Here is a 26,682-nt window from a genome sequence, read left to right on the forward strand (position 1 = left end):
ATAAATACTAAACCTACACCACATGAGCAACACAATTAAGGCAAGTCCTACTAAGGAGTTCTTTATTACGATGCTAACTAAGGATATTAAGTTGGAACGTGCTATTATTGATTTAATTGATAACTCTATCGACGGCGCTAAAAACTTAAGAGATAATGGCGATTTTTCCAATCTTTATGTTAAAATTACAGTAAATGAGAGCGAATTCATAATTGAGGATAACTGTGGCGGTTTTACCCTACAAACTGCACAGGACTATGCTTTTATGTTTGGAAGACCAACAACCAGTGATCACGACGTGAAACATTCTGTCGGTCGTTTTGGGGTTGGAATGAAAAGGGCCCTTTTTAAAATTGGAAAACAGTTCGAAGTCGAATCTAAATGTGGGGCAGATCATTTTCAAGTATCAGTAGATGTTAATAATTGGAGTACTCAGGAAGACTGGACCTTTCAATATACAAATATCACTCCGGATACAAACAATTTATTAGGTGAGGATGGGACCTACATAAGGGTAACGTCATTAACACAGGATGTAATTGAAGAGTTCGGTCTCGCTGTTTTTCTTTCAGTTTTGAAAAATGAAATTGAACGGACTCTGAGCTTTAGTATTGACAAAAATATAGCTATATATCTTAATGGTACTTTATTAAATAAGAGTGGACTTGCGATTCTTGAAAACAACGATCTCAAGCCTTTTTATAAAGAACTGACTGTTCAAGGTGTCAATATCAAAATTTATGCAGGCATTGGTAAACCTAATCCTGATGCTGCTGGCTGGTATATATACTGTAACGACCGGTTAGTGTTAGAGAAGGATAAGACAAATCTGACTGGCTGGGAAGGGAAAAGATTTGGAGAATCCGGAGTATTAAAATTTCATAATATATATGCTATGTTCCGCGGGATCGTATTCTTTTCAGCCGACGATTCAAAAGCATTACCTATGACGACTACTAAAACAGGTATAGATAGTAATTCCCCTGTTTATAAAGCTGCGAGACATGAGATGATTACTTCAATGACTCAGGTAATGAACTTCTTAAAGCTTTTGGAATCCGATGAACAAAGAAATGATATTATAACAGCCTCTGATGAAGTAGATGTAATTGAATTAAGTACTAAAACATATAACGCGCGTTTTGCCAGCCCTGTAATACAACGAGTAGGAGAAGTAGATGATAGATTTACAACCATATCTTTTAGAGCTGAGAAAACTTATGTAACACCCTCACAAAGGTTTTTTGGTGTAAATACTAATAAGGACTTAGGCATTAAATTATTTGATTATTTCCTCAACAAAGAATCCGATAATTTATGAGTGCAAGCGGAAATCGAATAAACTACAATTTAAGAGCATCTAAGTCTGTAGAACGGAAAATGCTGGTTTATACATTAAAAGAGCTTTTCAAACATTTCAACCCTCTTGATTGTCGTTATGTTGGTTTTGGTTCTACTTATTTTACCGATTTTAAACTTTTTCACAAAGAGTTGAATATCGAGAAAATGATAAGCTTTGAATTAGAAGAAAGCCTGTTACCAAGAGTAGAATTTAATCGGCCATTTAAGTGCATCGAAGTAATCCCAGGAAAATCTACAGATCTTCTTCCTACCATATTTGATTTGGAAAATAAAGATTTCATCTGGATGGACTACGATGGAGAATTAGAATATGACTTCTTTAATGATCTTGAAATAATAATTTCAAATATTCAACCAGGAAGTTTTTATTTAATGAGCTGTAATAAACAGCTTAAACTATCCATGGATGATTTTAAAGAACGGTTCGGTGATTTGGTTCCAATCGATATCACAAATAGCGATTTTGCCGGAGACAAGGATTATCTTACAATTCGTAAAATGCTATTAAATAAAATCAACCAGGTTATTGAATCGCGAAATCACGCACTCGCACCTGAAGATAAGTTAATTTTTAGACAATTGATATTTTTAACTTATAAAGATAATGCGCCTATGGTTTCTTTTGGTGGATTAATAGATAGAGTTAATAGCGGATTTTCCCTTGAAAAGTTCAACCTGGATAAATTTGAATTTATTTCCACAGACCATAATAGGTTCAATATCGACCCGCCTATGATTTCGCACAAGGAAATCTATTTGTTGAATTCTCATTTACCAAACACTCATGCTGATTATGTCAACATAGAAGAGCTTAAATTCATCCCGGAAACCGATAGAAACAGGTATAGGAAACTTTATAAATTTCTACCTAATTATATGGATGTGTTATCTTAATAAGATTAATTCCAATGACTTTTGACGTAATTGATCATCTCGGTTACATTTAAAGCTTTGGATGATGCAGATCTCCTGATATAAAACTCTTCTGAATTATTATCTGACTTATTGCAGAGTAGTACGTGTCCTTTTGAACTAAACTTTACTCTAATTATGCAGATCATTTTTTCATCAATGGTGGGGTAGGATATGTCCAACAATGAGAAAACTCCATTATTAAAATAAGCCTCTATTAAATTATCAAGGTGTTTTTGAAATTCGTCGAATCTATCTTTATTTTCATTGAATGAATTAAAGTCGTTATCCAATCCTAATATTTGCTTTTTGTCGTCAACACCAATTATCAATGTACCGCCGCTACTATTTAAGAATGCACCTATCGTTTTCATACAGGTATGTTCCATGCCTTTATCAGGTTTATTAGTATGCATATTAACACGCAAAGTCGATTTAAATTCAACGTTTGTTGATTCCCCTCCTTTAATTAGCTCTGCAATAATCGATTCTTGTGAAGGCTCATTAATCTCACTTTCTTCATCTATATCAGTTGTTTGATTACTTATTTCGTTAACATGTTCTATAACCTCATCTAATAAGTCAATGAAGAGATACTGTGTATTATCTAATTCATCACTATCATATTTGTTTTTAAGGTAGTTAAGTCCACCGTGAGCATACTCTTCTATGAAAGTTACAATGTTTTTTAATACATCCTCAATTTCCTTATCGGACATGTGCTCAAGTTGATTCCAATCGAAGCCTATTTCTTCTGATCTACTAAAAACTATGAAAAGTATAAAGTTTATTATCGGAGAATCACGTTTCCAAGCACCAATCTTTGCGAATTCAGAAGTATGTTTCCTTTCTGGTAATTCAATTTTTGAATTGATATGAATTCCAATAAAAAAGGAGTAAATGAACAATTCGTATAGTGCGCCAAATTGGCTGAATTGCCCTGATCTTTGTAGTTTATTAGCTAAAGCATCAAACACCTTTTGATTGGAATTAGCAAAATGAGGGCTTTTTGCAAGTATTGCAGCTTTAAAATCCTGGCTCGTCATCTTATTTAATCTTCTTTTTTGTAGTATATATGTTTATTTGTTCAAGATCTTCAGGAATCTCATTTAAATAAACTGTTTTTATTGCATCATTTGACAAAAGTTCCTGACCTAATACATTTATTTTATTTGGACTTGTTTTATCGTACAAATCCTTAATTAGAATAATGCTCTGCGGAAATACTTTAGCCGTCTCCTCGAAAAATCCTCTAATAAAACCTTGGCCGAATGCTGACAAAGGTGCATCGGCTAAAAGTGGATATTCGTACCCTGTTTTGGTGACAGAAATGATAGCCATTAAAACCGAAAGTACTTTCATTCTCTGAAAACCTTCAGAAGCACCCGATACTTCATTTCCCACTTTATCTATATAGAAAAATTCAATAGTATCATTGGCTGTGTTTACAAATTTTAGTCTACCGCCTTTTATATCATTATATTTAATCAGATTTCTGAAGTGCTGGTTTGCGAAATTCTCAAGTGTATCAAGCATATTTTTATAAATTCTTGATCTTGTCCTATCTGCGGCATTTTTTAAATCAAAAGCATACGAATAATTTGTTTTATAGGCTTCAGGTACATCCTTAATAGAAGATCCCATTCTTCCTATTTCATCTCCTAATAAGTTTAAATCTTTTTTAATTTTTGCTACACGTTCTGCGCTTAACTCTAAATCGGCTTTCGCTCGCTCCATTCTACTAATGGCTCCTCTGTATTGACTCATTATAGCACGTTGACTGCTCGCGTCAGAATCCCCATCTCCAATAAGTAAGTGTGAACGCTTGTCTCTTTGGTCTTTTATTTTTAGCTGAATGGATTTAATTTTATCGTTAAGTTCTTTTTCCTTAAGACGCGTTTGTTTGACCGAATCTGGTACGGATGCCATTCTGCTTATAAAGGGCTGAGCGCCAACCATGATTTCACTAAAAAAAGCTCCTAAATCGTTTTTAAAAACTTCGATTTCTGCTTTTTTCCCCGGTCGATCAAGTAAACTTACTAAATGATTATACGGCGCAGTATCTTTTTTTGCATCACGATTGCAGACGTAACAAAATTCCTTTTCAATCATTGTTCTTACGGTAATAGGATCGGGAGATCCTACCGGAAGTAAAGAAACTTTATTTGAGCTGCTTTCGTTCAATTTATCCAGGCGATAAGCAATATGTTTTTCAGTGTAATTGTTGTTTTTATTCTTAAAGGTTTCTACGAATTTTTCACACCCAAGACTAAGCCACGCGAAATTACCATCAAAAAATTTACTGTTAATTTTGCTTGTTAATGATTCGTATTCATCTTTAACTTGACTTAACTGACTATTCAAATCCTTTATTTTGTCATCGAAAACCTTTCTTTTTTCTGCATTTTCATTTAAGGCTTCCAAATTATCAACTTCCATTCTATTTTCATCGAATGATTCCTGAAATCTTTTATGCTTTTCTTCTTCATGCTCAAGCGATTCTCGCTTATTAATTTGGTCCCTAATAATCCTATCGTAATTTGCTGTATCCTCTGTAGATGCCTCAATCTTTTTGTTTAGACTTTCTTCGGCTCTTTTGGATATGTATGCTGTTATCTCCTTTAAATCGTCATACTTAGTTATTGAGGTTAAGGTCGTAACAGCATTTTTTATAGCTTTTGGATCAGAAAAATCGATAAGTTTATCAACCTCTTCACCTTGAAATAAGGAATATGGTCTAAGGTTTACCTGAATTAATTTATTAAGAATTTTAATTTTATCTTCCTCATCGTATACAGGATGATATGTCAACAATATTATGTCTCTCTTAGAAATTTCTATTTCGTTTAAAAAGATTTGCCAGGAGCCAGATTCAGTAATTGATTCACCTATTTTTTTTGCTCTTAGGCTTTTAATAATTTGATATCGGAATCTATTATCAGAATATTGGATTTTTACACCACATTCAATAATGTCTCCAATGCTTGCTTCAGCCTTTGCTTTATCTGAAATCATTTTTACCGCGAACGATTTGACCTGGGCCTTTACTTTTTTATCAGAATCCCAAACCTCATCATAAAACAGCCACATAAAAGCGTTGAAAAATTTTGATTTTCCGGTGCCGTTATCGGCAATAACTATATTCACTCCATCGGTGAAATCATATTCATTTTTATCATATGTGCCGTAGTAATTAAAAAAATTGTGAAAGCTTACTTGATTTATAATAGAGGCCATGTTAAGCTATTTTAATAATGTTTTTAATTTTATTATAAACCGATTGTGGGGCTAAATGCTGATCCATTGAGGTGTTAATAATTGCTGCTAAGTATTCAATTATTTCATGTTCGTAGGGTGCAGATAATCTTGCGTTAGCGATTACCGCATCACTTAATTTATACTTGGTTTTAAGTTCCTCGTCGCTTAAAATATCTCTCAATAAGTTTTCCGGGCTCATTATTGTAACTCTATTATTAATGTATCAATATCTAATTCATATTTGCTCGCAATGTTTCCAAGAGCTATTTTCGTATCTCTAAAATTCATAGAAAGACTTGCAAAATAGGCAACCCTTAATAATTCTGACCTAAGAAGATTCTGCTCAATCCTGTATAAAGCCGGATCATATTCTGATGGTTGAGGTGTTACAATCATGTCATAAATACTTGCAAATAGTTTGTCTTTATGGGTCCTTAATAATCGGCCCCTACGCTGAATATATTGTCGAGGATTCCCTGTACTACTTGCGAATATTCCAATTTCGGTTCTCGGCACATCTATTCCTTCATCAAGCATTTTCATAGCAAAAACGATATCAATTTCGCCCGCAGTGAATGCTTTTAACAAATTACTATGGTCCGAGTCAGCTGATGTATATGATGAAAGTTTTAGATTCGGATCAAATTCATGGGCTTTCCTAATATATGTATAAATTAGTTTTTCACCTTCAATATTTGAATCATATGAGATTCCTTCAGGAACATATGTAAAGGTATAATGAAGTTTATTTTTACTTTTAAGTTCCCTAAGTATTTCGCCAAAACATTCAAGTTTTCGCCGCGCTTTGTGAATTACACGTTTTCTCTCCAGGAGGAGTATTTCAACCATCGGGTTATCTTTGAATTGACCTTTTTCAAAATCAAAATATTTTAAGAGTTCTTTTGAAATCTTATTATATTTTTCTTGTTCATCATTCTCTAGTTGGATAGTTTTAGGGTAATAATAATAATTTGTTAGACGTCCTTCCTGTAAAGCCCTTTCCATAGTAAAACTATAGCAATAAGGCTCCTTGTCTTTGAAGAAGGTGTTTAAAAATTCCGTACCCTCGGGGTCATAAATGCGTTTTGGCGTAGCACTTAAACCAATTCGTTTTAATGGATTGATATGGGTTAAAATAGCTTTAATATTGGTAGCACCTAAATTATGCGCTTCATCCGCGATAAAAAGAAAATCTCGTTGAAAAACTTTATAATATTTTTGAAATTTCGGCATTACAAAACTATCATTTACAGCTATTATTGCGAGGTTTGGTCTGATTTCGTACTTGTAGTTACTCGCATAATCAGAAATTTCATTAAGCCAATTGTTTCCGCCTCCAACCTTTAAAATATTAGAAAAATTGAATGATTTCAATTCATTTTCCCATTGGTTCATTAATGCTGTTGATGGAACCAAAACGATTATGTGATAATTACCAATTCGATCAAACTCCATTAATGCGCAATTTAAGGCAGTAATAGTCTTACCAGTACCGGTAGCCATTGCAAAGAGTCCCGAATAATTATTGTTAATCCAGTTTTGATAAGCCTCTAATTGATATTCCCTTGGTGAACTATTAAAAGGAAATTTTGGTTTGCTAACAATTGAATCAAGGTTTGCATTAAATTCACTCTCTCTATTTTTATAATATTCGAGAACTCCATATGGTAAATTAAGTTGGCTTCTCAGTTCTACTGAGGTTTCAAGTAACTCCAGTTCTGTTTGGGTATTCCCAACCTTCTTAATTATACCTGTTACTTCTTCAGGCTTTAAATAAATGTACGATGGATGTTTTTTCGCAAATATTAATTCGAAATTTTTACGTTCCTCTTCAATTCGGAAAACCTCTGTTTCACTTCCCCAAGATTTATCTACAGTGAAGCTTTCACCATTTTTTATGATCCCAGAACTTGTAAAGTTTGCACTACCATGAACATATAAATAATCATATCCATCGAATAGAATTAATTTCTTGTAGTGAGACATCGCAATTGGTTTATGCATGACTGGCTGCAAAAACAATCTATTTTTAGATATAAGATACTTTAAACAATCAAAAAAATGTTGACCGAACGGTCCTAACTGATCTTTAAGTAGTTCAAGGCTATTAAAAATATTAATTACGGAATTTTCATCTACTATTTGAGTGTTAATAAGAAGATTTTCTTTATCAAGTTCTGTTAATTCATGATTAGTCACTATTCTTAAATTTCCACCATTGTAAATGAATTCAGCAAACCCCATGCAAAGCGTTCTAATTGAATTAGTGCTAAAGTAACCGAGAACTAAATCAAAAGTAATTGCCTTAGGAATTGCGGATTCATAAAATTCAATTGGAATTCTACTTGAATCAGAACTATATTGGCTCGACTGCGGAAAATCAATATCATTAAAACGCAATTTTCTATTCATCGAGAGCTATTAGAATTATGATATTGGATTTCAGGTAATGACTCTAAAGCAATATTAACTTTAGTTTCTAAATATACAAAAAGGATTTATAGATCTTAAATTGACTACGTATTGAAATAGGAAAGCTTTAATCCTATTAATAATCTAATAATTCTTTTAAAGGAATCTCTAAGCCCGTAGAAAGTTCAATTAAGGAATTAAATGAAATGTTAATTTCACCTTTTTCATAACGCACTATATCCCTATGATCAATGTTACATTTAGTTGCCAGTTTTCGTAGGGAAAGATTTTTGCTTTTTCGCAAAGACTGTAAATGATGGCCAAATTTTATTAAGTGTTCTTGAGTTGAAGTATGTGCCATCGCAGTATAGAAAACTGCGGGGAAATTGTAGCTTTTTACTATAACAAGTGTTGGGTTTTAACCCACCACTTGTTATCTTTGAGTATTGATATACGCGAATGGAAGAGAAAAATCACTTTAATAATAAGGCTCTTATTTGGAGTTTTGCAATTATAATATTGTGGTTATTTGTGTATTTATCCATTCATTATGGAATTATTAAACATTAATGTGTTAAATATCAAAGTCAAGAAGTTCCTTTGGTTTTATTCCAAGTCCTTTAGCAAGTTCGAAAATTGTAGATAATTGAATATCCCATTTGCCATTTTCAATTTTGGAAATTTGGCTATAATCTAAATCGCATTTAGTTGCAAGTTCCCTTAAAGCCAGATTTTTATCTTCTCTAATTTTCTTTATATGTAACCCAAACTTTTCTTGTAACTCGGAATATGTGTTTTTCAATTGACGTAAATATATTTCAATTAAGGTCATAGAAATTTTTATAAAATTTGTGGTAGAATGCTACCACAAATCAAAAGAAATATTATATTTGTTTTGCGGATACTTCAGAAATAAAGAAGCGTTCGCTTAGTCTCTACCTAGAAACCTGAGAAATTTCAAAACCGAAGAGACGATAAGTGATAGCCCATGCCATAGGTGTGGGCTCGCTTGTCCGTTCGGTTGGCTTCTCAGGGCCTCTAAGTCGGATAAGTTGAGTCCACACCTATGGCTTTTTTATGGACCAGCCTATCCAGTTTATTTTTTTAAAATGGAAGCTGTTTTAATACATAATAATTATACGGAATCATTAACCTTCAAAGAGGTAATGAAGAAATTTTTCGATGAGCATACACCTGGCTCAACGCAGGTATTGTTTTGGAAATTTTTTCAGTGCTGGGTAACCAGAGACTGCAATATTAAAGCGGACCTGTCCGATGAAGAAGTCGCCCTGTTCTTCGATCAGTTAATAGACCTGGTGGCCGCGGCTTACATATTACACCAGGCGAACGGGGCCTCATTAAATGAGCAGGAAGGAAACGGTCGTGAATAGCTATCCTGTCCATACCTGGCTGCTGCTGATTTCACCTCCCGAATAACAGCTGCATTTCTTAATTATCTCTTTTTCTTTCTTATTAACGATCAAAAAATCGGAGCAAGCGGCTTCCCTGGAATCCTATTGCCTTTTTTTCGATTAAGTTTTATCTCTCAACTATAATTAATGAAACGCCATATATTTATTTTTCTGTTTTTAATCCCTTTAGGATTATTCGCTCAAAACGAACCTCCTTATTCCGGTCTGAGGATCGGTGACAGGGTTCCTGATGTTGAACTTTCTAAGATTATTAACTCGTCCGCTCAATCCGCCAGAATATCTGATTATCGCGGCAAAGTCCTCATTATCGACTTCTGGGCCACCAGCTGTTTAAGCTGTCTCAATTTTCTGCCCCATACAGTTTCTTTAAATAAAGATCTTAAAGATATTGCCGTCATTCTTCCGGTGACGTCTCAGTCTGAAGATGTGATCAAAAACTTCCTTAATAAAAACCTGTATCTCAAGCCTTACAATATTACTTCTGTTGTCGGTGATGTGGAATTAACTAAACTTTTTCCGCATTATTTTATGCCTTATGATGTCTGGATAGGGCCTGATGGAAGGGTTGATGCCATAACCTTAGCGGAGGACGTTTCCCCTGAAAATATAATGGCTGTATCCAAAGGCATCAGGATCCCAAATTATGCCAGTGCGTTTATCAGCAAGTTCCCAAATGATAAACCTCTGTTTTTTCCGGGCACTTTGAAAAACACCAACGGTTCGGATATCCTGGCTGGGACAATTATCTCTGGGAATCTTTTGGAATATGATATGGGTCAGTTTATTAAAACAGATTCTGCCAGGCATTCCAAAAGGATTACATATGTTAATAATCCTTACTGGTTGTTATTTCTTAGGCAATTCAAAGATCCGTCACTCGGCTGGCTGCCATCCAGGCAGATTATTCCGGATTCCTTAAAAGAAATTGCTACCCGGAAATTTTCATTTGAGGTGATAGCTCCCGAGAATGTTTCTGAAGATGAAGCAGTAAACGATGTTCGCCGCCAAATTGATCAACAGTTAAATATATCCGGGAAACGTGTATTTGTTATGCAGGACTGCTGGATTATGACAAAGATAAGGGATGTTAAATTTCCGGCTGTCAAACGCCTGCATATGTATAACCCGGATGACAAACCACTTTCAATACTCAACTGCAGCACAGAAATTTTAGCGGAAAAACTTAATAATCAAAAAGGAAATCTGCCTGTCCTGGATGAAACCGCAAGCAAGGCGGTTTTCGTGCTAAACATGAAAAAGTGGCCTTCAGATATAAATGAATGGAATAATGAACTGTACAAGTTCGGTTTCAAATTTATCAAAGACCGCCGGAACTTGGAAATGTATGTACTTGAACGTAATAATTCCTTATCAACTCCTTTAAATTAAACCTAAGCATAAAAATGAAAAAAATCATATCAGGGCTGATGCTGGTATTTATACCCGGCTGGCTCATCGCACAAAATATAATCAGAGGGCGTGTAGTGAATAATACAGATAACGCCGGACTGCCTGGAGCCACTATCCGGCTTAAACTTTCAAATTCAATTTCTGTATCTGATAAAGAGGGAAATTTCGCGATTGAACTTTCTTTTCCTGAAGATAGCTTAATGATCAGTTACGCAGGTTTTAAGCGTACTGTTCTTGCCGTAAAAAGAGGTCAAACGGCAAGCCTGTTAAATATTAACCTCATTGCTGACAATCGTGAACTTCAGGAAGTAGTTGTTTCGACCGGGTATCAGTTACTGCCAAAAGAACGTTCCACCGGATCATTTGCCCAGCTGAATAATAAACTTATAGACAGGCAGGTCAGTACCAACATTTTAAGCAGGCTTGAAGGGATAACCAGCAGTGTCCTATATGACAAGAGAGGAAGCAGTACCACAAACTTCAGTGTACGTGGCTTGAGTACACTGACAAGTTCAATTGCGCAGCCACTCATTGTACTGGATAATTTCCCCTATGATGGTGATTTTAATAATATTAACCCAAATGATATAGAAAGTATAACTGTCTTAAAGGATGCAGCGGCAGCCTCGATCTGGGGAACGCGGGCAGGCAATGGTGTTATTGTTATAACTACTAAAAAAGGGAAATTTAATCAGCCGTTATCCGTTTCAGTTAACACTAACATAACAGTTTCTCCAAAACCTGATCTTAATTATTTTCCTGTCATAAGTACGTCGGATTTTATAGACGCCGAACAGTTCCTTTTTTCGAAAGGTTTCTATAATACAGCATTAACCAATAAGAGAAAGCCTGTTATTTCACCGGTTGTTGAGATTTTAGCTGCACAGCGCGCCGGATCTATTACGGATGATGCCGCAAATGCTAAAATCAATGCTCTCAGACAGCTTGATGTCCGTAATGATTTTGAAAAATATGTCTACCGCCAAGCCGTAAATCAGCAGTATAGTGTACGGATTAGCGGGGGTAATTCAACTACCAACAATAGTTTTTCTGCCGGATATGACCGAAACCTGCAGTCCCTGATCGGGAATTCCTATGACCGTTTAACAGTCCGGAATGATAATACTTACAAACCTGTAGAAAAGCTACAGCTGCAGACATCTGTTCAGTACACTGAAAGCAAAACTGTTTCCAATAGCTCAGGAGGGTATCCCGGATATGCAATCGGCGGCGGTAAGGCAAGAACACTTTATCCTTACGCTCAGCTTGCTGATGCTGGTGGTAACCCCTTAACGCTTCCTAAAGACTTCAGGCAGGCGTATATTGATACTGCCGGCAGCGGTAAACTATTGAACTGGCAATACCGGCCTCTTGAAGAAACAAAACTAGCCAATAATGCAGGAAGAGTTCATGATTTACTGCTAAATGCAAATCTTAGTTACCAGGTTTTACCATTCCTTAAAGCCGAGGTCCGGTATCAGTATGAAAACAGCAATATTGGTCAGCGGAATGAATACAGCCCGGATACTTATTTTGCAAGAGATCTGATCAATCGGTTTACCCAGATATCTTCGGCTGGTGTGACAAGGATACTGCCATACGGAGGAATATTGGATCTCTCACAGAATAATCTGACAAGCAATAATGTGCGGGGTCAGCTGAATTTTGATAAAAGCTGGTCGAAAAGCAGCCTGAATATCATAGCCGGTGGTGAGGTCAGCGAGAAAAGCACCGATTTATCTTCGGTGAGAATATATGGTTTTGATAACCAGACGCTGACGTCTCAGGCTGTAGACAATATAACAATTTATCCGATTTTCAACGGTATTGCGGTAAACAGCCAGATTCCATATGTTAACGGCTTCAGCGGTTTGCTGAACCGGACAGTTTCAGCCTACTCAAATGCTTCCTACACTTATGATAACAAATACACATTAAGTGTGAGCGGCAGACGTGATGCATCAAACCTTTTTGGGGTGGAAACGAGAAATAAATGGGTTCCGCTCTGGTCTGGCGGGGCATCATGGTTAATTTCTGATGAAAAATTTTATCCATTGCCATGGCTGCCTTATGCCAAACTTCGGGCAACATACGGTTTCAGCGGAAATGTGAATAATACAATTCCGGCAGTTACCACGATTAGTTATCAGCCGGTATTTTCATTTAATAGTATTACAGGATTACCTTTTGCCGTGATCTCCAATTATCCAAATCCAAATTTAACCTGGGAAAAATCTGCAATGCTCAATATTGGTTTTGATTTCGGAACGGCTGGAAATGTTATTTCAGGAAGCTTCGAATATTACCGCAAAAAATCCACTAACCTGATTGGGCTCATACCTGCCGACGGTACCATCGGTGCAGGCAGTTTCCTGAACACAAACAGTGCTGATCTTCAAACTAACGGTGTCGATATTACAATAGCTTCAAAAAATCTATCTGCAGGTTTTAAATGGAATACAACTTTACTCTTTTCAACAAATTTCAATAAGGTCACTAAATATTTGTACAAAACTACAGTGGCTTCCGCGTATGTAGGAAACGGTGCGATTATAAACCCCATCGTGGGTAAGCCGGCCTATGAAATTGTTAGTTATAAATCTGCGGGACTGAATCCGGTTAATGGAAATCCGAGAGGTTATTTAAACGGACAAATCAGTGAGGATTATACAGCCATAATTAATTCACCCAATACGGATGATCTTGTGTATAACGGGCCGGCATTGCCGCAGTATTTTGGCAGTCTGAGGAATGATCTTCAGTTTAAAGGCTTTGAGTTGTCGGTTAATATCGGTTACCGGTTTGATTTCTACGTCAGGAAATTTACAACAGGATATTCATCACTGTTTTCTTCCTGGACCGGTTACAGCGATTACGCCAAAAGATGGCAGAAACCAGGTGATGAACAGTTCACCAATGTACCTTCTTTGAGTTATCCGGCAAACAGTGAACGCGACGCGTTTTATCAGAATTCTGATGCAACCGTAGTTCGCGGGGACAATATCCGTTTAAAGGATGTGAGATTAAGTTACACTTTAGGCAAATTCCGCAAGGCCCCTTTTAAGGCGATATCAATATACGGATATGCAAACAACCTTGCCATACTCTGGCGCGCAAATAAGGAAGGGCTTGATCCGGACTATGGTGTCAATCTTCCTGCTGTCCGGACAATTTCACTTGGATGTAAAATCGATTTGTAATCTAAAAAACTTTAAAATGAAAAATTTCATATTTATAATCATACTTCTGACAGGACTGTTTTCGCTGAATTCCTGCAAAAAATACCTTGACGCAAAACCGGATAAAGCACTTGCAGTGCCCGCAACTGCTAAAGACTTTCAAGCCTTGCTTGATAATAATAACAATATGAATCAGCTGTTTCCTGATGCGGCAAACGTGGAGGCAGATGATTATTTTCTAATCAATTCATCTTTCTCCAATTTTGAGGCCTCTGCTCAGTTAACTTATAAATGGGATCCTGCCGCAACTATAGAGCGCGACTGGAATTACGCTTATACGAATATTGAAACCTGTAATATTATACTGGACGGTTTAAAACAAAGTTCTTCTGCATCGATATCAAAAGCCGATCAGGATCAGTTATCCGGGAGTGCCCTTTTCTTCAGAGGTTTCAATTTTTTTCAGCTTGTTAATATTTTTGCAATGCCATATGATGCCGGAAGCAGTAACGGAGGTCCGGGCATACCGCTCCGGTTAAATTCAGATATTACGGAACAAACTACCCGTGCGACTATTGCAGAGAGTTACGCTCAGTTGTTAAATGATTTAAGGTCCGCAGCTAGACTGCTTCCAATGAGCACATCAGTGAAAACGAGACCAGGAAGAGCAGCGGCATATGCGGCTCTTTCGCGGGTTTACCTTGTCATGCAGGATTATAGCCGCGCGGCATTATACGCTGATTCATCGCTCGCCATTTATAATAAGGTGATTGATTATAACGCTGTAGATTCATCGTCTGCTACTCCATTTTCTCAGTTTAATGATGAAGTTATTTTCCATAGCGTAACTAACGGACAGACTGCGATGCTTTATCCCGATTATGCCCGAGTCGATACAGCATTTTATCTTAACTACAGCACTTCTGATCTTCGTAAACAGGTTTATTACACGAATTCAGGAGATGGATATAATGCGTTTAAAGGTTCTTATTCCGGGAATAATTACCTGCCATTTAACGGGTTTGCAGTTGATGAGCTAATGCTTACACGCGCAGAGTGCAATGCAAGGCTCGGAAAGGAATCGAATGCATTAGCTGATCTTAATAATTTGCTAAAGAACCGCTATTCTAAAAGTGCATTTACGCCCTATGTTTCAGGTACGCCGGATCTGTTATCTGTAATTCTGAAAGAACGCAGAAAGGAACTTGCTTTCAGGGGACAACTAAGGTGGAATGACATACGAAGGCTGAACTTTGACAGCCGGTTTGCAAAAACTTTAAACAGGAAGGTAGGAAGTGCTGATTTTTCATTACCGCCTAATGATAAGCGGTTTGCTTTACTTATTCCGCCATCAGTTATAGCGCTGACCGGCATAAGTCAGAATAATAGATAAAGTAAAAAGGCTGCCTGATATCCAGGCAGCCTTTTTTTTAGTTTCTCAGGAACACATCACCTGAAGAAGTGGTTTTTGAACTGATGCGGCCACTTAAAGGTGCGTCAATTTTTGGAACGTCACTGTCGTTAGGATCAGCCGGTGCCATGATCGCACAAATATTTGTGCCGGTCGGACAGCTAAGGCTTGATACCTGGAAATAATTTGAAGGGTCGGTTGTCGAACCAGAACCATCATACTGCCACAGCGGATTAAATGTTTTGTGCGTTGCAGGTGCTTTGAAAGCAAATGCAGCTGTACTGGCCAAAACGATTGCTACAAGGGCGAAATTGATTTTAAAACGTTTCATAATTTTCAATGCTTTATTAAATCAAAAAACACAGGAAAAACTTTAATAATGAAAATTGTTCTGCCTACTCTCTTTCGGGTTTTCGGTTAATCCCGTTTACAGCGCAGTTTTTTTAACCGATGTCTGTAGTTGATATGTTTCATTTAATGCCGCAGTCCTCCTTTCTTTTTAAAGTGATTAACGCATATATATTTATTGCTATAAAAGCCAGGTTAAAAATCAAATGAGGTGTCCAGCCGAGTTTTTCAAGTATTCCTCCGCACGAGCAGGGAACAACCGGAAAAAAATGTAATAAGATTAACAGGATATATATGGTGAAAACTATTAGTAATGATATCGAAATGTATAGGCCTGTGATTCTTAGCGAGGAAAAAGAAAGCAGCGCAACTGTAACAAGCTCTGTGGCAGGTAAAACATAAATCAGGTAAAGACCGGCACTTCTACCAAATGCCTGTATACTCATCTGATCTTTAAAATGTTCAAACTGTGCAAGTTTACTTACTGCAGCATAAGTCCATAATAGGATAAGTAATAACCACCCCAAGTCTGATATCATATTTCTTTGCTGCTTCATTTTATCAAAGTTGGTGTACCAATAATGACAGAAAATGTCACTCAGGTTTTTTGATGTAATATTTTTTTTCCAGCCGGTCGTACTGAATATCGTGTCCGCGTTCGCGAAGATGGTTAAGCATTCTTTTGATGGTGCGGGTACTGCAGGAAAAGCGGGTGGCTGCAGTTTCAAGGGAACGAAACCGGCCTTTTTCTAAAGATTCTAAAATGTATTCAAGCCGCTGCTCATAAGTTCTGAAATCCATGACACTCCACCCTCAAATTGGTTATATGAAGTTGGATTTTTAGCGGCTAATTAACTATAACCTGTACTTATAAATTATTTGATTATCAGCTATAAAGTGTCACTGTGGGTACCAGTCAGGGACTGCTTATTTCTTTTTTTGCCCGGATCTTCGCTACCCAGTGATCTTTAAACTTTTTGATCGTTTTCCAAAAGAGCAGGTGATTGATACCGGTTCCGAATTTGGGTTTTGGCATCAGTTCAAACGGCGACATCTCCAGAATTTCCGCTATTTCGTAAACCCGTTTGATCGTCAGTTCGGTTTCATCACGTTCCAGATTTGAGTATGCGGCCTGTGATATTTCCAGCATGAACGCCATATATTCCTGGCTGTAATTTTTGATCAGCCTTCTTATTCTTATTTTCTCTCCGATACTCTCCATATCCTGTTTTACACGATTTATTCCTATAAGCAAAAGTAATAAATTACAAGTTAAGGTTTTAGCTTACGACGATCAGCTGAGGCAATTTTACTTCAATTCTCAATAGTGGGAGGAACTGTAAAATATCTCAAAATGAAAGAACTGAAAGATTCTGAAGCTGATGAATTAAAAGGTGGTGTCAGCCAGTGTGCGTACAACATTGGCGTGTCCGCTTCCTTTGGCGGGCTGTTCGGCGGTGCCGGCGCTGTGATCGGCGCGGTTGCCGCAGCAACAGGTCCGTCATGCCTGGGTTGGTGGTAAAGCTTCTTAACGGGGCATTAGCCCCGTTAAATTTATAACCTCCGGAAACAGGGCAAATGTTGCCAGTATACCGCCGACACAGCTGTAGAAATGCAGCTCATTATTCATTAACCTGTTCTTTGTCCGGTACTGATAAACAATCAGAACCGCAATAAAAAGCAGCGCCATCACGCTGTTTTTAACCCCACCCCATACGGGCAGATACAGCCCGATATAATCTGGTTTCAGGATCATGAAACTCATCATGCAGCCCATAATACTTCCAGACGCACCTGCACTGGAATAACCAAAATCATTTCTGTGCCTCAGGGTGATCACAGCAATCCCGGTAAAATAACTGACTGCATAAATGACCAGGAAAATTCCGCTACCGGTAGCCGAGCGGCCATTCAGCATCTGCTCCAGGTTAACACAGATCAGGTAATACATGACCTCATTCATCAGTAAATGCCCTAAATCATTATGGATCAGTTCTGAGGTAAACAGCCGGTAATATTCCTTGTGCTTTACAATTCCGGTCGGATGAAGGATCAGCGACAAAAAGTACTTTTTATCATATAATCCGTATAGACTGCTGATCGTTGTAATGAGCATCAGTATAGCGGAAACCGGTGCTCCGTATGTTATTTTATAGATAAGGCAGGTATTCATAAAAAGTATTTTATTCTGTGCAATTACTTTAACTTATAAATTAAAATTTCATGTAATTGTTAACGGCATTGTTCACGCAGAATTTTACCCAAAAATCTATGGGTATGAAAATTCTGTTGAAATATGGCGCTTTTAATCTGGTGCTGCTGCTGCTGTTAACGTTCCTGCTGATCTGGATCACTCAAAAAATAATTCTGACGCCGGAGTTCTATGAAAACAGCGGGGATCCGCTTTCAGGAGTGCCGGGCCAGGGTGGCAGCATACTGGATATGATGCAGAAATGGGTTTACATATCTGCTGCGATCTACCTGCTTTTTAAGCTGGGATGTATCACGTTAATTCTGCATACTGCATTATATCTTAATAATCAGAACGTTTCACTCAGCAGTATTTTTAAGATAGCCACACTGGCTGAATATCTGTTTTTAGTACCTGCAGCTATCAAAATAGCGACATTCACTTCTACGTATCACGGCGGTAATTTGTTGGACTGGCACCGGTATTATATTTTTTCTGCCTTATTATTATTTAAGGAAATACCAGCTGACTGGTATTATGCGTTGCAGAGTTTAAATCTTTTTGAAGTGCTTTACTGGTTCCTCCTGGGCTATCTGATTAAACAGATTTCTTCCCTGAGTTTTGACCAGTCGCTGCGGATTGTGGCTGTCTCTTATATTCCTGCTTTAGTAATCTGGATTAGCGCAGTCACCTTTATCAGCCTCCTGATGTTTCCCTCCACCGGGTAAATCATATCGATGTATCTCTATTTCCATGTACCGTAATATCTGTCTGTCTAAATATCTATTCCTATGAAAAGCTTACGTCATTATTTTAAATATTTTATGAGCCAGTCCGGCCCGAATGACTGCGGCCCGGCCTGTATCGCCATGATCCTTAATTTCTGCGGCAGACAGGAAGATGCTATCCGGCTGATCAATAACTATTCGGCCGGTCAAGCAGGTTTGTCACTGCTTCAGATGAAATCGCTTGCTGGTGAATTCGGCCTGCAGTCCCGCTGTGTTGAAATGGAGTCAGACTTCCTGCGCAGTAACAAAACTGCTTGTATCCTTCATTTGCAGACGGCTTCCGGAAATCACTTTGCAGTATGCTTTGGTGCGCAGAAGACTAAAGCTGGCTATAAATACATCATAGCTGATCCGGCAACAGGTTTCCGTTCGATAAATGGGCAGGAACTTTCAGATTGCTGGATCGAAAACGCAGCCCTGTATTTTGATGACCTGAAGGAATCAGCTTCAGGCATATGGTCCTTTCACTGGTTTGAACTTATGGGTATCCCGGCTTTTCGCAAAACGCTGCTGATCACTGTTCCCTTTCTCAATATAAGCTCTGCTTTACTTGGCATCGGAATTACATGGATGCTTCAAAAAGGCTTGAATGATTCATTCCTCGATGAACGCACTACTATTGTTATAGCACTTATGGTGCTGTTATTCATACTGACCGCCTTTAAAAGTGTGGTTGCTTACATCAGGCAAACTGTACTGATCATGTTGAACAGCGAGATAAGCCAGCATCTGTACACTTCTTTAATAGGCCGGGTTATCTACAGTTCAGATCATGTCTTCGGCTCTGACAGAGTAAAAAAAGCGTTAGGCGATCTTCAAAAGATACAATCCGCTGTACATCTGTTTATTTCAGTAGTTATGGCTGACGGTTCTATCGTGTTGCTGGTCACTGCGGGGCTTTGGTTCTACGAACCGGTTACAGGCGCATTTAATTCTGCCTATCTTATAATTATGTTTTATATCTCGGCAAACAGAATTCCGGAAGAAACCAGCAACAATCTCCGCATGCAGGAACTGTCGGGAATATATGAAAAAGGGCTTGCCGGAGATGAGCTTTTGCCAGGTCCGATTATAACCAGTGAAATACGACTGGCTTTACATATAGATAATTATAACCGCTTTCATCGTTTTACCAAAAGCTCAGCAAAGAAAATTGGCCACAAAATCCTTTGGTTTGAATTCGCGGGCACCTTAAATGTAATACTCATTTTTATTTTTTGCCTGTACCGGAACAGATCTCTTAAACTCTCTTATCCAGCGCTGATGACGGAGGTGCTGCTGAGTTACCTTATAACCATTCTGGTTCCGAAGATCTGCAGCGCTTTCCCGGTGATCTCAGAAGGTGCGCTTCTTGTCCGGCGGTATCGACAGCGTTAAGACACTCAGTTTAATATCCGAACCGGTAAAATTTACCGGAATGGGATGCTATTGCCATTTTTTTTCACGCTAAGAATTTTACCTATGAGTAATGATATAAAGAAAATCAGGGCGGTTCTGAATGAACAGCTTTTTGAAATAGAAACCCTTGATAACGGACTTGATAAACTCAACAAGCTGCTTGCCGCAATTGACAAAGCCATTGCGGAGATCAACACGATTATTGAACACCTCCGCTTTGATGATCAGCAGGAAGAGATCAGTTTTTTTAAATATCAGAAACCTGAACTGCTTGCAAGGCGGATCGAAGAGGTCATGCGGTATAATCTTACCGTAAATGCACCTATCGGAACAGCGGAAAGCAGGATCAAATATTACGAGGATGAACTTAAAGCAAGGCGGAGTTTTTTCCGCATGAATAACTATCATTATCAGTATTATAAAAATGGCCTTTCAGACATGGATCAGCTCTATTTTATTCGCAGCGCAGGGCCTCTGACCATACCTGTAGCTGAATTTTCTGAGATCGAAAATGAGGTTTCTACACCCATGAGTTACCTTTTTGCCAAGTTTATGGCCTCTGAAAATATCCAGTATTTTATTCTGGAGCAGATCGCTCTGATCAGGTTCCCTGACAGCCAGGTTAAAAATGCGGGACAAAGCAGTGAATTGAAATGGACAGGAGATTCTGTAAATATCGTTGAACTCGCATACGGTATCTGGCTGACCGGACAGCTGAATAACGGTAATGCCAGCCTTAACCAGATCGTCCGGTGGCTGGAAACTACTCTGCAGATCTCCATCGGTATTATTCAGCGCCGCTTCAATGAAATTGAACGGCGAAAACGTCTAAGTCCAACGAAATTTATTGACCAGATGAAATCCGCCATCATGCAGAAGATTGATAGCGGCAACCTTTAATCCCAGTCTTGTCCGCCTGTATGTTTCATTGTAACTGCATATCCCAGTTATTAACTAACGCTGTAGCCTTATATCAATATTTCGAGATATTATTTTTCGGTAGTACCGAAAACCTCCTCAATTAAGCCCCGCCGATACCCTCAATTTTGATCCCGATGAAACTGACAAAGGCTGTCGGTTCGGGATCAAAAGCGGCTGATAGTTTTTAAAACTGAACGGCATCTCGCTTTTCCCTTTCCGCCTCCCATCATAACAATCTGATAGAGTTTCATCCTCAGCTGATACCCGGAAATGAATACTCCGGATTTGGCAGCAGCGGTTCGCAGCGAAGAACCGGCGCTCTTTGACATACAGGGACAAAGCATTATTCCGCCCGGAAAGCGGAAAATTCTGTGAAGGTGAGATCATTTCAAAATACCGAAAGCGCAGAGGCAGATGAGAATCCGGCATGTAGATGCTGACGTGAGTAGTCCCGGAAATTTCAATACCGGCAGAAGCGGATTAATCGGGTTCGCTGCCCGCTGCCGGTACAGGGATAATTCCTGACCACTATTGATTCACTATAAACTTTTTAATTATGACCCAGTTTTTAAATGCAAAACAGCTTAAAGAGCAGGCATCTATTGTCGACCTGCTCAGCCGCCTCGGGTATCAGCCGGTAAAGAAATCCGGCAAGGAATATATGTACCGCAGTATGCTCCGAGAAGGGGACAATACACCATCTTTCAGTGTAGATGATAAGATCGGTGCCTGGTATGATCACGGCAGCGGCAGAGGCGGTAATATAATTGACTTCGGCATCGCTTACTGGCCGGCACTCAGCTTCAACGAAGTTGTGGAAATGATCCAGACGGCCTGCAATGTGCAGCTGACTGTGCAGGATTACAGGCCGAGGATTCCCGTGAAAGTGCGCAACTATGTGGTTGAAAAGGTTAAAGAACTCGGTACTCATCCGGCGATAACCAATTATCTGAAAAGCCGGGGAATATATGATGCGGCCAAAGGTCAGTTACAGGAACTTTATTACCATGTGAAAAATGAGAAAGGTGAAAAAAAACCATTTTTTGCAGCCGGTTGGAAAAATGAGGCAGGCAGCTGGGAAGTCCGCAACAAATATTTTAAAGGCTGTCTGGGTAATAAGGCGATCACTGTAATTTCCGGAGATCCTAAACGGGCTGCTGTTTTCGAAGGCTACATGAATTACCTGAGCTGGCGTACCGAACACCCCGCAGATAAGGCAAGCATCATTATTCTGAATACCCTGTCCCTGCTGAATGACGGTATTGCTAAGGCCAGGGAGTTTTCGGGACTTGACGTTTATTTTGACAGGGATACGGCCGGTTACCAGGCTTCCAGAGACTTTATCAAAGCTCTTCCGTACGCCGCTGACAGATCATCGGCCTTTGAAGGATACAACGATTACAATGATAAGATCGTTGCCGGATTAACCGCCAGACCTGAAAGGGGAAGTCCGGAAGAAAAGATAAGAGGTGTAACTCTTTAAACAGGTTATGTTTCCCTTAAGATCATTAAAGAAGTATCCCGGAATCCCTTTTGATTCCGGAAAGGCAAGATGTCTTTTTGTCGGACAAAAAGTATCTTGCCCTACGGGGTAAATTGTCAAAACTTCGCAACTCGTTTTTCTTATGGATGACTTTAAAAATCTCAGGGGAAGGCCGAAATTGAAGGACGGGAAACGTACCAGGAAAATCGATGTCCGTTTTACAGAAGCCGAATATATTCAGATTACAGCTCTTGAAAAGGAACTGGGTATTAGTAAAACTGAACTGCTGCGGATGCGCCTGCTCAACCAGGCTGACAAGGTAATTATCAATTCTAAAGAGATGATCCGGATACTTGACGGTATCGGCAGCGAACTTGGCCGCGCAGGCAACAATATTAATCAGCTTGCCCGTCATGCCAACACGCTCATGCTAAAAAACAGTCTTACGCCGGAAGTCATTAATATCTATAACAACCTGCTGAAAGAATACATCGAAATCCAGCGCAGCCTCGAAGTTTCTTTCCGGATGATCATACGCCTGATGGGAAAGTAATAAGCGGACTGCTCTGATTATATATTGAAACATCGATTAAGTGATATACTGTTATCATTTTACAAAGCTACATTGGTATAAAAGTGGCCTGTTACAATTTTATATGGTTAGATCGATACGGCGTTACACAGTTAGCCTTCAGAATGATGTAATGTCACAGAGACGGATCGATATCCTGTTATACCGCTCAAAAGTTATGTAGCTGCAGCGTTACACTGCTGCCCCGGTTTATAGATACATTGTTATATAATTCTACAGTTATACCGCTCCATGTTCGTGAAAATATTTAAACCCAAAGCAGCATTCAACGGGGTTAAGTACAATACGCGGAAAATCGACGGAAACAAAGGGCAGCTGATGAAGGTTGCCAACTTCGGTCCGCTCCAGTCTTTCGGTCACCTGAAACCACAGGATTATATTAACTACCTGACAGCGCTTGCCTCATTGAACAGGAATGTTAAACTGCCGCAATTTCATGCTGTAATTTCGGCTAAGGGTAAATCATATGATAAGATTACACTGACTGCTATAGCGGAGTCGTGGCTTAAGGAGATGGGTTATGGCAGCCAGCCTTACCTGCTCGTCTTTCATCATGATACGGATAATAACCATGTACACCTGGTAACTGCCCGTGTTGACCGGGAAGGCAGAAAGATCAGCAGTGCTTTTGAAGGTTTGAATGCGCAGAAATCCATGAATAAAGTTTTGGGCTATGAAAAAACGATGCAGTATACATTCAGTACCAGGGCGCAGTTCTTCATGATAATGGAAAGTTTTGGTTATCCGGGTAGAGACCCTGATGAAAAATTACTGATGGAAAAAATTGCGAACAACAAGCCTGACAAAGACCATGCTTTGCAGCTGCGATCCATCCTGATACAAAATAAACACCGAACGGATCTGCCCGGATATCTGAAAGAAACTATGGGGATCGAACTGATCTTTCATGCTGCTGAAGGCAAAAACCCATATGGTTACTCAATCATAGATCATGAACAGAAAGAAGTTTTCAAAGGAAGCGAGGTATTACCGCTCAGGGAACTCTACAATTCTGATGCAGTTTCCCCTGGTGAAAGCAGTTTACCGGCGGAAGAAAAAATAATGCCTTCTGCCGATTATATCGGCCCGGTTGCTATCGCCGATGATGTCGATGATCAGCAGATCCACGGTATGAGAAGAAGGCGCCAGAAAAGGGCGCGCACCAATACACGCTAATTTTAAAAAATAATTTTATGATCATAATTATAGGAAACCAGAAAGGGGGAGCCGGAAAAAGCACGCTTGCACTAATGCTTGCCAACTACCTGACCAATGACAAAAAATGCCGGGCGACGGTTATTGACATGGATTACCAGCAGTCGATATCCCAGAAATTTGATAAAGCGAAAATCCTGGAAAATGCCGAACCTTACCAGGTTATTCCGGCTAATCTTGAAAGCTATCCCATGCTGAAAAAACTGCTCGGACAGAACGAAAAGGATATTACCATAATTGACCTGCCGGGAAAGCTGGATGATGACGGGCTGATGCCCGTATTCAGTTCCGCAGACCTGGTGATCTGCCCGTTTGCCTACGACGAATTTACCTTTGAATCAACCGTGCTATTTACTGTGGTGCTCCGAAAGATAAATCCGGCAATCTCCATAGTTTTTGTACCCAACAGGGTGAAGTCAAATGCCCGTTACGAGATCATGGCTGAGGTCAATGAGCAGCTTTCCAAATTCGGGATGATCACCACGGTACTGCCGGACCGGGTGGATTTTCAGCGGGTAACCACCTTTCAGACACCCCTGAGTGTACTGCCGGTGATCACACCGGTTTTTGAACAAATTTATACAGAACACCTGCATGGAAAATATGAAGTCACTGGCTGACCAGATCAGGGCGCAGCTCGGTAAGCCGGAGCCAGTTAATGTACGGAACACAAAGAAAACCACGGAAAGCAAACCTAAAGGCAAAGAGAAAGTGCCGGCTATTCTTACAGCCATCAGTGAATATGATAACACAGCCAATAAAAATATGGTGCATGTCCGCTTTGACGAAAAAACAGTGCGCACAATGAACCAGTTCAAAATGGCCACGGGAATAGATGTCACCCGGCTGGTATCGTATTCAGTCAAGCATCTCTTTGACAGCTTTCCGGAAATCAAAACAATTATTAAACAATTCATTCAAAACTCAGACTTATGACCTGGATAAAATTCGCCCTCACGCTGGGCGCTGTCTACCTGATCTACTACGCACTACTAATTGCCTGGGATTTTCTGCGCAGCAAAAAGCTGCCTGCTGAAGATCACTCGCATGTAATCACCTTTGAAGACCATCATGAACCCGTCCGGGAGGTAACTGAACCTGAAGCGGAGATCTACGATTCTTCAGTACTGTCTTCGGGTGGTGTCAGCCTAAAGCAGTTATTCAATCTGGCCAGGGCTGAAGCCATCGAATTTACAAGGCCTGTTAGCTTCTGAACCATGAAAAAGGTGTTCACCCTCTGCGGCCTGCTGCTGTCTCTGGATGCACTAGCTCAGCCTGGGATCGCAGAAATGCAGCAGGCAAAAGAACAGCTGACCTCCAACTTTTTTTCCGCTTTTGACTGTTCTCTCGTCCTGGCTACGCTGCTTGGACTGAATGGTGCCATAAAGATCTACCATAACTGGCAGATGGGCAAAGACAGAATCGATTCGGATGTTGCGGCATGGTTCTTTGCCGCATTTTTTATGGTTCTCGCGGGGGCATTTCTCAGGGCGCTGTTCGGTATCTGAACGCCCTGCTCTCCTCAGTGTCCTCCCGGATACTGCTAAAAGATATCTGTCTCACATTGAATTAAGTGTAGCAGTTTCCGCCTTACACTGCAAAAAGAGGTTTATTAATCAGGGCGTTGTTCGTGATCTGAACGCCTGCTGCTATAACCACGGCCGCTTCCCGGCTGCCGCTAAAAGATCTCCGCCTTTATTTTTCATTCCTGATTAAATGTTTAACAAAACAAAAAAAATGTGGGCATCAGCTGTATTGCTGGCCCTGTCTGTCCCGGTATTTGCTCAAAGCGGCGTTAACGGCCTGAACACAGCTACATCAACCCTGAAAACTTATGTGGCACCCGTAACCAATATTACCCTTGTTATCGGAGGCATAGTTGGTATCGTAGGTGCGATCCGCGTGTATTCCAAATGGAACAGCGGCGACCAGGATATCAACAAAGAACTGATGGGCTGGGGCGGTTCCTGCGTATTCCTTGTCGTATCTGCCCTGGTGATCAAGGCGTTCTTTGGTTTGTAATGGCCAGAAGATACGCTGTTTATAAGGGGCTGCAGAAGCCCCTTATTTTCAAAGGTTTCAAAGGGAAATTTATTTACTGGGGCCTCGGCTTTCTGCTTTCCGGTCTGGTATTGGGTGCGCTTACCATGTCACTGATCAACATGTGGCTTGGCGCTACGGTACTCATCGGCAGTATTGTCGGCGGACTGCTCTTTACTGCCGCAAAGCAGAAAGGCGGCCTCCATTCCAAAAGCCGGACTTCCGGCATCTTAATCCTTAATCGTTATGGCCGCAAAAACATCGTTTAGCATTCCCTATGCAGGAGTGGACAAAAATGGCGAATACGATCTGCTGATCGGTCTGCAGGG

At 39.5% G+C, this 26,682-nt stretch carries 30 protein-coding genes; 19 read left to right on the forward strand and 11 right to left on the reverse strand.

Going from position 1 to position 26,682, the window contains the following annotated elements:
• The first annotated feature begins 22 nt into the window (after positions 1-22).
• Both AC59GT_RS17495 and AC59GT_RS17500 read left to right on the forward strand, forming a co-directional pair.
• Complete coding sequence (locus tag AC59GT_RS17495) at positions 23-1,321, forward strand: ATP-binding protein (RefSeq protein ID WP_497238828.1); 1,299 nt, start codon at positions 23-25, stop codon at positions 1,319-1,321.
• Entirely contained in the window at positions 1,318-2,256 is a 939-nt protein-coding gene (locus AC59GT_RS17500) for an O-methyltransferase (RefSeq protein ID WP_497238829.1), read from the forward strand. The genes AC59GT_RS17495 and AC59GT_RS17500 overlap by 4 nt, the downstream gene beginning before the upstream one ends.
• Positions 2,257-2,261: 5 nt before the next feature.
• Here AC59GT_RS17500 and AC59GT_RS17505 read toward each other — a convergent pair whose 3' ends face one another.
• The 6 genes from AC59GT_RS17505 to AC59GT_RS17530 form a co-directional block, all read right to left on the reverse strand.
• Positions 2,262-3,320 (reverse strand): AlbA family DNA-binding domain-containing protein, encoded by a 1,059-nt coding sequence (locus AC59GT_RS17505; RefSeq protein ID WP_497238830.1) that lies wholly within the window; start codon positions 3,318-3,320, stop codon positions 2,262-2,264.
• Between the two features lies 1 nt (position 3,321).
• On the reverse strand, positions 3,322-5,511 hold the full coding sequence (locus AC59GT_RS17510; protein WP_497238831.1) for an AAA family ATPase: 2,190 nt from the start codon (positions 5,509-5,511) through the stop codon (positions 3,322-3,324).
• A 1-nt stretch (position 5,512) separates the two neighbouring features.
• The gene (locus AC59GT_RS17515; protein ID WP_497238832.1) at positions 5,513-5,731 is read right to left on the reverse strand and encodes a hypothetical protein; all 219 of its coding nucleotides are present in this window, start codon (positions 5,729-5,731) and stop codon (positions 5,513-5,515) included.
• Entirely contained in the window at positions 5,731-7,944 is a 2,214-nt protein-coding gene (locus AC59GT_RS17520) for a DEAD/DEAH box helicase family protein (RefSeq protein WP_497238833.1), read from the reverse strand. Before AC59GT_RS17520 ends, AC59GT_RS17515 begins: the two co-directional genes overlap by 1 nt.
• A gap of 136 nt (positions 7,945-8,080) precedes the next feature.
• Positions 8,081-8,305, reverse strand: coding sequence for a helix-turn-helix domain-containing protein (locus AC59GT_RS17525; RefSeq protein ID WP_497238834.1), 225 nt, complete (start codon positions 8,303-8,305; stop codon positions 8,081-8,083).
• A gap of 213 nt (positions 8,306-8,518) precedes the next feature.
• Positions 8,519-8,776, reverse strand: coding sequence for a helix-turn-helix domain-containing protein (locus tag AC59GT_RS17530; RefSeq protein WP_497238835.1), 258 nt, complete (start codon positions 8,774-8,776; stop codon positions 8,519-8,521).
• Between the two features lie 334 nt (positions 8,777-9,110).
• On the opposite strand from AC59GT_RS17530, the gene AC59GT_RS17535 reads away from it, so the two are divergent.
• The 4 genes from AC59GT_RS17535 (at position 9,111) to AC59GT_RS17550 (ending at position 15,359) form a co-directional block, all read left to right on the forward strand.
• Entirely contained in the window at positions 9,111-9,335 is a 225-nt protein-coding gene (locus tag AC59GT_RS17535; protein WP_497238836.1) for a hypothetical protein, read from the forward strand.
• Between the two features lie 168 nt (positions 9,336-9,503).
• A complete protein-coding gene (locus AC59GT_RS17540) occupies positions 9,504-10,766 on the forward strand; it encodes a TlpA family protein disulfide reductase (RefSeq protein ID WP_497238837.1) in 1,263 nt (420 codons plus the stop codon).
• A gap of 14 nt (positions 10,767-10,780) precedes the next feature.
• Positions 10,781-13,987 carry a SusC/RagA family TonB-linked outer membrane protein gene (locus AC59GT_RS17545; RefSeq protein WP_497238838.1) on the forward strand — a complete coding sequence of 1,069 codons (3,207 nt, stop codon included), beginning with the start codon at positions 10,781-10,783 and terminating at the stop codon, positions 13,985-13,987.
• A gap of 16 nt (positions 13,988-14,003) precedes the next feature.
• Positions 14,004-15,359: a RagB/SusD family nutrient uptake outer membrane protein gene (locus AC59GT_RS17550; protein ID WP_497238839.1), complete on the forward strand. Its 1,356-nt coding sequence runs from the start codon at positions 14,004-14,006 to the stop codon at positions 15,357-15,359.
• Positions 15,360-15,396: 37 nt separating this feature from the next.
• On the opposite strand, the gene AC59GT_RS17555 is transcribed toward AC59GT_RS17550, so the two are convergent.
• The 4 genes from AC59GT_RS17555 to AC59GT_RS17570 all read right to left on the reverse strand — a co-directional run bounded on the left by AC59GT_RS17555 (position 15,397) and on the right by AC59GT_RS17570 (position 16,947).
• A complete protein-coding gene (locus AC59GT_RS17555) occupies positions 15,397-15,708 on the reverse strand; it encodes a DUF6520 family protein (RefSeq protein ID WP_497238840.1) in 312 nt (103 codons plus the stop codon).
• 139 nt (positions 15,709-15,847) lie between these two features.
• Positions 15,848-16,282 (reverse strand): MauE/DoxX family redox-associated membrane protein, encoded by a 435-nt coding sequence (locus AC59GT_RS17560; RefSeq protein WP_497238841.1) that lies wholly within the window; start codon positions 16,280-16,282, stop codon positions 15,848-15,850.
• Positions 16,283-16,319: 37 nt separating this feature from the next.
• On the reverse strand, positions 16,320-16,526 hold the full coding sequence (locus AC59GT_RS17565) for a DeoR family transcriptional regulator (RefSeq protein ID WP_497238842.1): 207 nt from the start codon (positions 16,524-16,526) through the stop codon (positions 16,320-16,322).
• A 115-nt stretch (positions 16,527-16,641) separates the two neighbouring features.
• On the reverse strand, positions 16,642-16,947 hold the full coding sequence (locus AC59GT_RS17570) for a helix-turn-helix domain-containing protein (protein ID WP_497238843.1): 306 nt from the start codon (positions 16,945-16,947) through the stop codon (positions 16,642-16,644).
• Between the two features lie 105 nt (positions 16,948-17,052).
• Between AC59GT_RS17570 and AC59GT_RS17575 the strand changes: the two genes are divergently transcribed.
• A complete protein-coding gene (locus tag AC59GT_RS17575) occupies positions 17,053-17,247 on the forward strand; it encodes a hypothetical protein (protein WP_497238844.1) in 195 nt (64 codons plus the stop codon).
• Between the two features lie 6 nt (positions 17,248-17,253).
• Here the strand turns inward: AC59GT_RS17575 and AC59GT_RS17580 are convergent, their stop codons facing one another.
• On the reverse strand, positions 17,254-17,898 hold the full coding sequence (locus AC59GT_RS17580) for a rhomboid family intramembrane serine protease (protein WP_497238845.1): 645 nt from the start codon (positions 17,896-17,898) through the stop codon (positions 17,254-17,256).
• A gap of 104 nt (positions 17,899-18,002) precedes the next feature.
• On the opposite strand from AC59GT_RS17580, the gene AC59GT_RS17585 reads away from it, so the two are divergent.
• The 12 genes from AC59GT_RS17585 (at position 18,003) to AC59GT_RS17640 (ending at position 26,622) form a co-directional block, all read left to right on the forward strand.
• Positions 18,003-18,644, forward strand: coding sequence for a hypothetical protein (locus AC59GT_RS17585; RefSeq protein ID WP_497238846.1), 642 nt, complete (start codon positions 18,003-18,005; stop codon positions 18,642-18,644).
• A gap of 63 nt (positions 18,645-18,707) precedes the next feature.
• Entirely contained in the window at positions 18,708-20,081 is a 1,374-nt protein-coding gene (locus AC59GT_RS17590; protein WP_497238847.1) for a cysteine peptidase family C39 domain-containing protein, read from the forward strand.
• Between the two features lie 84 nt (positions 20,082-20,165).
• Entirely contained in the window at positions 20,166-21,002 is an 837-nt protein-coding gene (locus AC59GT_RS17595; RefSeq protein WP_497238848.1) for an RteC domain-containing protein, read from the forward strand.
• Between the two features lie 577 nt (positions 21,003-21,579).
• Positions 21,580-22,506 carry a DUF8464 domain-containing protein gene (locus tag AC59GT_RS17600; protein WP_497238849.1) on the forward strand — a complete coding sequence of 309 codons (927 nt, stop codon included), beginning with the start codon at positions 21,580-21,582 and terminating at the stop codon, positions 22,504-22,506.
• Between the two features lie 142 nt (positions 22,507-22,648).
• Entirely contained in the window at positions 22,649-23,059 is a 411-nt protein-coding gene (locus AC59GT_RS17605; protein ID WP_497238850.1) for a plasmid mobilization protein, read from the forward strand.
• Between the two features lie 276 nt (positions 23,060-23,335).
• Positions 23,336-24,274, forward strand: coding sequence for a relaxase/mobilization nuclease domain-containing protein (locus tag AC59GT_RS17610; RefSeq protein ID WP_497238851.1), 939 nt, complete (start codon positions 23,336-23,338; stop codon positions 24,272-24,274).
• A gap of 17 nt (positions 24,275-24,291) precedes the next feature.
• Positions 24,292-24,933, forward strand: a complete 642-nt coding sequence (locus AC59GT_RS17615; RefSeq protein WP_497238852.1) for a ParA family protein — start codon at positions 24,292-24,294, stop codon at positions 24,931-24,933.
• Positions 24,908-25,249, forward strand: coding sequence for a hypothetical protein (locus AC59GT_RS17620; protein ID WP_497238853.1), 342 nt, complete (start codon positions 24,908-24,910; stop codon positions 25,247-25,249). The genes AC59GT_RS17615 and AC59GT_RS17620 overlap by 26 nt, the downstream gene beginning before the upstream one ends.
• Entirely contained in the window at positions 25,246-25,527 is a 282-nt protein-coding gene (locus AC59GT_RS17625) for a hypothetical protein (protein ID WP_497238854.1), read from the forward strand. The genes AC59GT_RS17620 and AC59GT_RS17625 overlap by 4 nt, the downstream gene beginning before the upstream one ends.
• 3 nt (positions 25,528-25,530) lie before the next feature.
• The gene (locus tag AC59GT_RS17630; RefSeq protein ID WP_497238855.1) at positions 25,531-25,821 is read left to right on the forward strand and encodes a DUF4134 family protein; all 291 of its coding nucleotides are present in this window, start codon (positions 25,531-25,533) and stop codon (positions 25,819-25,821) included.
• 229 nt (positions 25,822-26,050) lie between these two features.
• Positions 26,051-26,335 carry a DUF4134 domain-containing protein gene (locus AC59GT_RS17635; protein WP_497238856.1) on the forward strand — a complete coding sequence of 95 codons (285 nt, stop codon included), beginning with the start codon at positions 26,051-26,053 and terminating at the stop codon, positions 26,333-26,335.
• The gene (locus tag AC59GT_RS17640; RefSeq protein WP_497238857.1) at positions 26,335-26,622 is read left to right on the forward strand and encodes a plasmid transfer protein; all 288 of its coding nucleotides are present in this window, start codon (positions 26,335-26,337) and stop codon (positions 26,620-26,622) included. The genes AC59GT_RS17635 and AC59GT_RS17640 overlap by 1 nt, the downstream gene beginning before the upstream one ends.
• The last annotated feature ends 60 nt before the right edge of the window (positions 26,623-26,682 follow it).

The organism is Mucilaginibacter sp. 320_HR, from assembly GCF_059691875.1.